This window comes from Rhizobacter sp. P1_G5, assembly GCF_056405435.1.
This window is the reverse complement of the sequence record NZ_JBFUCB010000272.1, coordinates 1-7,602: the sequence shown is the minus strand read 5'-3', so window position 1 is coordinate 7,602 and position 7,602 is coordinate 1. Positions and strand designations below refer to the sequence as shown.

Here is a 7,602-nt window from a genome sequence, read left to right as displayed (position 1 = left end):
CCACGAGATCGTGCACAACACCTAYGTCGTCAACGACCTGAAGGMMAARGGCGCGATCTTYATCGARGACCTSGCCGACGTGCCSCCGGGYGCCACGCTGGTGTTCAGCGCGCACGGCGTGTCGCAGGCGGTACGGCAAGAGGCGGCGCAGCGCGGCTTCAGCGTGTTCGATGCCACCTGCCCGCTGGTGACCAAGGTGCACGTGGAGGTGGCCAAGCTGCACAAGGAGGGCTACGACTTCATCATGATCGGCCACAAGGGGCACCCCGAGGTCGAGGGCACGATGGGGCAGCTCAACGAAGGCATCTACCTGGTGGAAGACGTGGCCGATGTCGGGCGCGTGCAGGTGGCGCAGGCCGACAAGCTGGCGGTGGTGACGCAGACCACGCTGTCGGTGGACGATGCGGCCGAGATCCTGGCGGCGGTGAAGAAGCGGTTTCCGCTGGTGCGCGAGCCGAAGCAGCAGGACATCTGCTACGCCACGCAGAACCGGCAGGATGCGATCAAGGTGCTGGCGCCGCAGGTCGACGTGCTGATCGTCGTCGGCAGCCCGACCAGCTCGAACAGCAACCGCCTGCGCGAGCTCGGCGAGCGGCTCGGTGCCGATGCCTACATGGTCGACCAGCCCGAGGACCTGCAGGCGCAGTGGTTCGACGGCAAGCGGCGCGTGGGGCTGACGGCGGGTGCCTCGGCGCCCGACATCCTGGTGCAGCAGGTGATCGAGCGGTTGCGCAGCCTGGGAGCGGTGTCGGTGCGCAAGATGCCGGGCGTGATCGAGACCACGCATTTCCCGCTGCCCAAGGGCCTGGGCGACAAGTCCATGGCCGAGATCTGAATTCCATCCAGTAGACAAAAGAAGAGAACCCCATGCTCGACATCAACCTGCTGCGCAAAGACCTGGCCAGCGTCGTCGCCTTGCTCGAGAAGCGCAAGTCGCCGCAACCGTACCTCGACGTCGCGCAGTTCCAATCGCTGGAAGGCGAGCGCAAGACGCTGCAGACCCGCACCGAAGAGTTGCAGGCGAAGCGCAACAGCCTGTCGAAGCAGATCGGCATGCTCAAGGGCAAGGGCGAAGACACCTCGGCGGTGATGGCCGAGGTGGCGGGCCTGGCCGATGAGCTGAAGGCCTCGGGCGAGCGGCTGGAGGCGATCCAGGCGGAGCTCTCGGTGATGCTGATGAGCGTGCCCAACCTGCCGCATGCGAGCGTGCCCGAAGGCGCCGATGAATCGGGCAACCTGGAGGTGCGGCGCTGGGGCGTGCCGCGCACGTTCGACTTCTCGGTGAAGGACCACGTGGACGTGGGCGCGCCGCTGGGGCTGGATTTCGACACCGGCGCGAAGCTCTCGGGCTCGCGCTTCAGTTTTCTGCGCGGGCCGATTGCGCGGCTGCACCGGGCGCTTGCGCAGTTCATGCTCGACGTGCAGACGCAGCGGCACGGCTACACCGAGTGCTACACGCCGTACATCGTCAACCGCGAGGTGCTGGAAGGCACCGGGCAGCTGCCGAAGTTCAAGGAGGACATGTTCTGGGTGAGCCGCGGCGGCGACGAGACGCAGGCCGAGCAGTACCTGATCTCGACCTCGGAGATCTCGCTGACGAACAGCGTGCGCGGCGAGGTGCTGGCCGAGGGCGTGCTGCCGATCAAGCTGACGGCGCACAGCCCGTGCTTCCGTTCCGAGGCGGGCAGCGCGGGGCGCGACACGCGCGGGATGATCCGCCAGCACCAGTTCGACAAGGTGGAGATGGTGCAGATCACGCACCCCGAGAAGAGCTACGAGGCGCTGGAAGAGATGGTGGGCCATGCCGAGGCGGTGCTGAAGCTGCTGGAGCTGCCGTACCGGGTGGTGGCGCTGTGCACGGGCGACATGGGCTTCGGCTCGACCAAGACCTACGACCTGGAGGTGTGGCTGCCGGCGCAGAACACCTACCGCGAGATCAGCTCGTGCTCGAACTGCGAGGCCTTCCAGGCGCGGCGCATGCCGGCGCGTTTCAAGAATGCGCAGGGCAAGAACGAGCTGGTGCACACGCTGAACGGCTCGGGCCTGGCGGTGGGGCGCACGCTGGTGGCGGTGCTGGAGAACCACCAGAACGCTGACGGATCCGTCACGGTTCCGGAGGCTTTGCGGCCCTACCTGGGCGGCCAAACCGTGCTGAAAGGCTGAGGGGAGGGCGGAACGKCCCTTTTCCTGGGCTAGAATCCGCGACTCGGCCCAGTAGACCCGCCGAAGCCCCAGTTTCAGGAGAGGTGGCAGAGTGGTCGAATGTACCTGACTCGAAATCAGGCGTACCGCAAGGTACCGTGGGTTCGAATCCCACCCTCTCCGCCAGAAGACGAAAGCCCCGACCGGATGGTTCGGGGCTTTTTGTTTTGGGGCTACGTCAGCGATTCGATGATGGGTGACGGCTCGACGCCGATTGCTTTGCAGATCGCCAGGAACTCGATCACGTCCAGCTGGCGCTCCCCGCTTTCGTACTTCGACACGAACGATTGCGGGCGATTGAGGCGGGTGGCGACCTGAGCCTGGGTCAGCTCTGCGTCCAGGCGCGCTTGCGTGAGCAAGCGGCGGAGATTTTCGTAGGCGGAAGTGGTCGAGGCGCGAATCACGCGGCCGACGTTAAATCCTGTTTTAGAATATCCCATTTCGGGATTTGCGACGCTGACGCTGACGCTGACGCTGACGCTGACGCTGACGCTGACGCTGACGCTGACGCTGATGCAGAGGCGTCCTTGACGGAAGGGAAGTGCAGATGCCTGGCAACAGATTGAAGTCCCGCCGTCTTCGCGATCGTGACGACGGCCCAGCTACCGCAGACGACGAGGCATGCGCGCCGCTGTTTCAGCCTTTCCGCTGGACTGACCCGAAGACCGATTACTTGCAGATCGAAGCTCGACCACTGAACCAACTGATCGAGAAAGTCATCGACGTGACCGACGGCGTGCGCGCAGTGATGTGCGTGTTGGAACGGGATGGCTACAGCGGTGAAGACGATGCGCCTCCGCTGCTGGACTCGGTCCGGCAGGGAGCGCTGCGGCGCCTGGGGATCACCTCATTGCTCTTGCTGAGCGATGAGGCGACGCGTCTCGGGGATTGGGTGCAGGAACGCCGACATCGCGATTGCCGCCAGGCACAGCGCTCACAAAAGCAGAAGCGATCGAAGCGCGATTGACGGTTCTCGATGGGCTCGAGGCTGATCCGCGTGAGTGGAGGGTGCAGGCCGAATGTCGGTGCTCAACGCTCGCAGTGCTCGGATCTCATGTGAAGGGAGCCAGTCTCGCTGGTAGCACTTGTCCCGGTGGTCAGGCGCCGAACGAAGCGAGTGCAAATCAGCGGCGTTGCTCACTATGAACCTGAACCAAGGCTGTGACTGCGGCAATCAACGTTGCAACAGTTCCGATAGTGATCTGGATGGCTGGGCCGAGTGAATATTTCTCACTTAACCAAACAATTGCGATGCTCAAGAGACCCAAGAGAAATAGCAAAGTCGTCATCACTACTCCGGCGATCAATTTGCCACGCGGCGCCACGGCGCACGCGCAGTAGGCATACAGCCATCCGAAGGCACAAGACACCAAGAATGGGACGATATAGCGATACATCCACCCATCTTCAGAGAAGCCGCCCTGCAACTTCATTCCAAGCCACTGTACGACTCCGAATAGGAAGGCCCCCACGGTGCCTCCAAAAACAGCTGCGAATGGAACAAGCGGCCAACGCCACCAGTCTGCTGTCTGCCGATCCGTCGGTTCGTTGGCCATGCTTCCTCCTATATTCGATTCGGCGCAAAGTAAGTTCGGCGGCCAATATCGCACCTGTAAAGAACTAAAGGGGCCGACTTAGGGCTGGGCTCACCATTTGATCCGCCACATCCCGCCTCCGGTGCAGGTGCCGCAATGATGCGCGGTCTTCCAATCCGAACGCCCTTCAAGCCGCTCTAAGCCCTTCTTTGCTTTATCTGCTTTTGCCATGGGTTGCCATGACGTGTGGCCACAGTCATTTACCTTTACCAGCACGTCATATGCGCTCTTTGAATGAATCTTCTTGTAAAAGCGAGTCTCGCCACTCTCCGGAGGTTTATCCTCTGGAACCTCAAATATTTCTTCGTCAGTTTCGTCCTCAGGAACAATGCGCGGAACTTTGAATTGCTGAATCGCATACTCGGCGACCTCGGCGCGTGCGCTCAGCTTCGCTATGTCTTCCTTTGCCTCGGCAAGTTGGCGCTTGAGATCCACATTTTCATCAATGTACATGCGCCATATTTTCAATTCTTCGGGGTCAACCGAATTCTTCGCCTGTACTTCTTGTATAAATGCACGAGCTGCCGCGGTCTGGATCTCCCGGATAGCAACAGGTGGGGTGATCGTCAGAGCTGCAACAGACATGATGCGCTTTCGTAAGCGCGAAAGAAAACGCATACAGCCGTGATTGTCAGTATCTGTCGAGAGTAGAGCGGAGGCGGTCCAAATGGTGCTGTTTAACATTCCTGCCTGATTTGCATTACCGAGAGTGGGCCAATACAGTCGAACTGATCCACCGTAGCAAGCATTTCCACGACCAAGAGATTGCATGAGCGCGAACGCCGCCGCTTCGTCGACGACTACGACATGTGCCAATGCTGCTAACTCATGTGCCATCTCCTCAGCGAGGCGGGGCCATATCGTCTCACCCTCATTCTGCGATACAACGACAATTGGCAACGTTCGAGTTGAAGACAACAGGTCGTCTTCCAATGTTATCGCGGCATCCTCTCCTTCGAGGAACAGTGGATAGGCGGGTGAAATCCTTTCGTGATTCAATTTCCAATCGGTTGACAAACCCAGCAGCGTGCGGACAATCTTCGGGCACCTTGGCGTGATCTCTGCGGGTGCAACGACAACGAAGGTGTTTTCAGCAGTTAGTGAAACATAGACTGAAACTTGCCCGTTCCATGCTGTCGCGACTACTTGAGTTGTGATAGTTTGGCCTCTGCCCGACCCCTCATGAAGTCGAACGTCTTCGAGCCACGCTCCGGCTGGCTCCAACGTATCGCGTATGAATCTTCCGTCTCCATTTCGGGTTAATGAGCGGAAAGAGCCTGAACGTGCAGTTGGGTCGTCGGCGCGCTTTGACTTTAGCCAATCATCGATTGAAGCCAGAATCGCGGCCTTCCTCTCTGCTACCTCGGCTTCGGGTAGAGCGTCGGTTTCCAACAAGTAGCTTGCGATCGTCTGCATTCGCCTGCTCCCTAGGTTTTCTGTCAGTCAAATGTAGTTTTAAATTGAAGACAGCGGTTGAAGACTTGTACCTAGATCGCATAGGGGCAGGCCTGCGCTCACGTCCTTGGTTCACGCGAATGAGTCACAGCGAAGGGTGCTGACTTGTCAGCGTATTGCCTTGTTTGGGATTCGCCCTTCAACCACGCAAGACAGCCGCGGGGGTGCCAGGTCTCAGTTGGAGCGCACCGGCTCCATCAATTGATAGCACTCTCCGACGCCGGGGACAGCCCCAACCCGGAATCCGCGACGTTCGAGTACGCGACGCAGCTTGAGGTTCGGCCTTGCGCAGTGCACGGCATGGACTCGCCAGTCGATGGAATGCAGGCCCTCGCGGATTGCGTATCGACGCGCCAGTGCGGCCAACGCAGGAAGCGATCCTTCTCCGCCGCCGTCCACGTGCGCCAGCTCCATGATCAGCGCCTTACCCTCGATGCGAAAGCGCCCGAGCAGGTTTGCCGAACCCGCCCGGAAAACCAGCGGCTCATCACTCAGAGCGATAGCCCTGAGTTCCTCGTTTGGCAACGCGAGAAGTTCGTCCGATGTGTAGCCTTCGATGAGCATCAGAAGTTGCCGGCGCGCGGTTGCGATGAAGCAATCTTCACATGCATCCTGCATAACGCGCATCCGGCATGCCGCTACGACGCCACTCGCAGCACCTTGATCAGCGCCGCCAATTCTTCAGTCTCCAGCCCCGCCGCCGCTGCACGCCGCAGGAGCTGCGCCGCGAACGCAGGAAACTCCGCATTGATCCCCGCATCGGTCGCCGCCCGCAGCATGCGCTCCACGGCCTCGATCGAGATCGTCATCGGGCTCTGCGTAACTTCGAAACGCCCGTCATGGATCATCTTCCCCTCGTGCTTGAGGAAGTCGCCGAAGCCCGGTGCGATTCGTGCGACGACCTCGCCGTACGCGTCGACGCCAATGCCTTCCACTTCGCTTATGCGCGCTCCGTGCAGGAAGCCGATGACGGCACCGTAGACGTACGACAGCGTCGCCAGGTCCATCGTGGCCGCAGCCCCGGCCGACTCCCCGAGGTAGACCAGGCCACCCCCGAACAGTCGCAGCACCGGTTCGGCGCGACGGTAGGCGTCGTTCGCGCCAGACACGAGGATCGGCGTGTCCGCAGTTCCCATCTGGCCGGGTGCCGCCTGGATTGCCCCGTCGACATAGGCGCCGCCGTGCCTCTGCACCCAACCCTCGCCATCGCGCGCCTCGTGCGGGCTGCCGGTCGTCAGTTGCACGACGACGCGGCCCGCGAGACCGCTCGCCACGCTGTCATCGCGCAGAAAGCTGTCGGCCGCCGCGTAGTCGTGCACGCAGATGACGACGATCTCGGCCGCTCGCACCGCCGCTGCCGCATTGGCGGTGCGCAGCGCGCCTTCGCGCACCAGGGCGTCCGCCTTGGCCGCGCTGCGGTTCCACACGTGAACGCGGTGGCCGGCACGCAGCAGCAACTGCGCCAGCGTCGATCCCATCATTCCCAATCCCATCACGGTCACATCCATAGAGTCCTCGTTGGCAGTAAGCCGGCTGTGCGCCGGGCAAGCGCACAGCGCGCCTGCGGGGCAAGAATGCGGCCGACGCATGGCGGCCGTCGCTCACGAACGGATGTTTCCCGGACACGTTCAGACGCTGCCGCCCGAGGAAGGAACACGATGGTGATGAACTTGCGGGTCGAGCGCCTTGCCACCTTGCCGGGCCCTGCGGCCTGGGCGCCCATCGCCGACCATCGCGTCAAGCTGCATGCCGGCCCACCGGTGCGCGGAACCTGCCGCATGCGCGATTTCGTCGCCCGGCGTGGCGAGATCGATATCGTCCCGGCCGGCATGTCCGACGCCTGGGAGGAGCACGACGCGGGCAGCACGTTGACGCTGCACCTGCCGCACGCGCTGCTGCGACGGGCCGCGGATGAGATGCGTCTGCCCGAGAGCCGTGCGGCACTCGCACCGCGGCATCAGTTCCGCGATGCCCGCATCGAGCACATCGCGTGGGCGCTGGATGCCGACCGCCTGGCCGGCTCGCCGAGCGGCCGCCTGTTCGCGGACTCCCTGGGCATTGCGCTGGCGGTGCACCTGCTCGGCCACTCGGCTGCCACCGCGCGGCGCGAGCCGGCGCCGCTGTCGCCGCACCAGCTGCGCCGGGTGGTGGAGCACATCGACGCACACGTCGCTGCCGACCTCTCGCTCGCGCGGCTCGCCGAGGTGGCGGGAATCAGTGCGTCGCACTTGAAGACGGTGTTCAAGCGCAGCACCGGCGTGCCGGTGCACCAGTTCGTCGTTCAGCGGCGTGTCGAGCGCGCGGTGTCACTGCTGCGTGGTGGCGAGATGCCGCCCAGTGAGGTCGCGCT

General features: G+C 62.5%; 9 protein-coding genes and 1 tRNA gene. 5 read left to right on the top strand and 5 right to left on the bottom strand.

All coding sequences use genetic code 11. The features are described from left to right. The 3 genes from ispH to AC1D12_RS18570 form a co-directional block, all read left to right on the top strand. A partial coding sequence (ispH, locus tag AC1D12_RS18580; protein ID WP_477842138.1) for a 4-hydroxy-3-methylbut-2-enyl diphosphate reductase occupies window positions 1–835 on the top strand: 835 nt, incomplete at its 5' end. Between the two features lie 32 nt (window positions 836–867). Beyond that, window positions 868–2,163: a serine--tRNA ligase gene (gene serS, locus AC1D12_RS18575; protein WP_047507479.1), complete on the top strand. Its 1,296-nt coding sequence runs from the start codon at window positions 868–870 to the stop codon at window positions 2,161–2,163. A 77-nt stretch (window positions 2,164–2,240) separates the two neighbouring features. After that, a tRNA-Ser gene (locus AC1D12_RS18570) sits at window positions 2,241–2,328 on the top strand. Between the two features lie 47 nt (window positions 2,329–2,375). Here the strand turns inward: AC1D12_RS18570 and AC1D12_RS18565 are convergent. After that, window positions 2,376–2,642 carry a helix-turn-helix domain-containing protein gene (locus AC1D12_RS18565; protein ID WP_477842135.1) on the bottom strand — a complete coding sequence of 89 codons (267 nt, stop codon included), beginning with the start codon at window positions 2,640–2,642 and terminating at the stop codon, window positions 2,376–2,378. Window positions 2,643–2,743: 101 nt separating this feature from the next. On the opposite strand from AC1D12_RS18565, the gene AC1D12_RS18560 reads away from it, so the two are divergent. After that, window positions 2,744–3,169, top strand: coding sequence for a hypothetical protein (locus AC1D12_RS18560; RefSeq protein WP_477842134.1), 426 nt, complete (start codon window positions 2,744–2,746; stop codon window positions 3,167–3,169). Between the two features lie 157 nt (window positions 3,170–3,326). On the opposite strand, the gene AC1D12_RS18555 is transcribed toward AC1D12_RS18560, so the two are convergent. From AC1D12_RS18555 to AC1D12_RS18540, 4 genes are all read right to left on the bottom strand, one after another. After that, window positions 3,327–3,758 carry a hypothetical protein gene (locus tag AC1D12_RS18555; protein ID WP_477842132.1) on the bottom strand — a complete coding sequence of 144 codons (432 nt, stop codon included), beginning with the start codon at window positions 3,756–3,758 and terminating at the stop codon, window positions 3,327–3,329. 90 nt (window positions 3,759–3,848) lie between these two features. Next, window positions 3,849–5,213, bottom strand: a complete 1,365-nt coding sequence (locus tag AC1D12_RS18550) for a hypothetical protein (RefSeq protein WP_477842130.1) — start codon at window positions 5,211–5,213, stop codon at window positions 3,849–3,851. Between the two features lie 213 nt (window positions 5,214–5,426). Then, complete coding sequence (locus AC1D12_RS18545) at window positions 5,427–5,816, bottom strand: hypothetical protein (RefSeq protein ID WP_477842128.1); 390 nt, start codon at window positions 5,814–5,816, stop codon at window positions 5,427–5,429. 74 nt (window positions 5,817–5,890) lie between these two features. After that, complete coding sequence (locus AC1D12_RS18540; protein WP_477842126.1) at window positions 5,891–6,760, bottom strand: NAD(P)-dependent oxidoreductase; 870 nt, start codon at window positions 6,758–6,760, stop codon at window positions 5,891–5,893. A gap of 150 nt (window positions 6,761–6,910) precedes the next feature. Between AC1D12_RS18540 and AC1D12_RS18535 the strand changes: the two genes are divergently transcribed. Then, window positions 6,911–7,602 (top strand): helix-turn-helix domain-containing protein (locus AC1D12_RS18535; RefSeq protein WP_477842124.1); only part of this gene is annotated, 692 nt, incomplete at its 3' end.

Excerpts from the sequence above, each read along its gene's own strand:
- serS (WP_047507479.1), top strand. The coding sequence starts at position 868 with ATGCTCGACATCAACCTGCTGCGCAAAGACCTGGCCAGCGTCGTCGCC.
- AC1D12_RS18565 (WP_477842135.1), bottom strand. The coding sequence starts at position 2,642 with ATGGGATATTCTAAAACAGGATTTAACGTCGGCCGCGTGATTCGCGCC.
- AC1D12_RS18555 (WP_477842132.1), bottom strand. The coding sequence starts at position 3,758 with ATGGCCAACGAACCGACGGATCGGCAGACAGCAGACTGGTGGCGTTGG.
- AC1D12_RS18550 (WP_477842130.1), bottom strand. The coding sequence starts at position 5,213 with ATGCAGACGATCGCAAGCTACTTGTTGGAAACCGACGCTCTACCCGAA.
- AC1D12_RS18545 (WP_477842128.1), bottom strand. The coding sequence starts at position 5,816 with ATGCTCATCGAAGGCTACACATCGGACGAACTTCTCGCGTTGCCAAAC.
- AC1D12_RS18540 (WP_477842126.1), bottom strand. The coding sequence starts at position 6,760 with ATGGATGTGACCGTGATGGGATTGGGAATGATGGGATCGACGCTGGCG.